At 62.0% G+C, this 707-nt stretch carries 1 protein-coding gene; it reads left to right on the top strand.

Features of this window, described 5'->3' with window-relative positions; translation table 11 throughout:
* On the top strand, positions 1 to 707 hold a 707-nt coding region (locus PMI32_RS02295), incomplete at both ends, for an Ig-like domain-containing protein (protein ID WP_008034818.1).

Here is a 707-nt window from a genome sequence, read left to right as displayed (position 1 = left end):
TCAGCGAAGCGGTCAGCGGTTTCACCAACGCCGACCTGAGCATCGCCAACGGCACCTTGAGCGCGGTGAGCAGCAGCGACGGCGGCATCACCTGGACCGCAACCTTCACGCCAACGGTGGGTGTGAACGATGCGACCAACGTCATTACCCTGAACAATACCGGTGTGACCGACCTCTCCGGTAACACAGGCAGCGGGACTACCAACTCCGGTAACTACACGATTGATACCGTGGCACCGACAGCCACCATTGTCGTCGCCGACACCGCGCTGAGAATCGGCGAAACCTCGCTGGTGACCATCACGTTCTCCGAGGCCGTGACCGGTTTCAGCAACGCCGACCTGACCATCGCCAACGGCACCTTGAGCGCAGTGAGCAGCAGCGACGGCGGCATTACCTGGACGGCGACCTTCACGCCAACCGTCAGCATCACCGATGCGACCAACCTGATCATCCTGGACAATAGCGGCGTGCAGGGGGGCAGCAGCGGCAACGTGGGCATCGGCACCAGCAATTCGAACAACTACGCCATCGACACCGTGCGTCCGACAGCAACCGTCGTCGTGGCGGACACTGCGCTGAGGATCGGTGAAACCTCACTGGTGACCATCACCTTCAGCGAGGCGGTCACTGGTTTCACCAACACCGACCTGACGATTGCCAACGGCACCTTGAGCGCGGTCCTTGAGCGCGGTCAGCAGCAGCGA

It is taken from the genome of Pseudomonas sp. GM60 (assembly GCF_000282415.1).
GTDB classification, from domain to species: Bacteria; Pseudomonadota; Gammaproteobacteria; order Pseudomonadales; family Pseudomonadaceae; genus Aquipseudomonas; species Aquipseudomonas migulae.
Note: the sequence above shows the minus strand (reverse complement) of the source record. Positions and strands in the feature narration are given on the sequence as shown.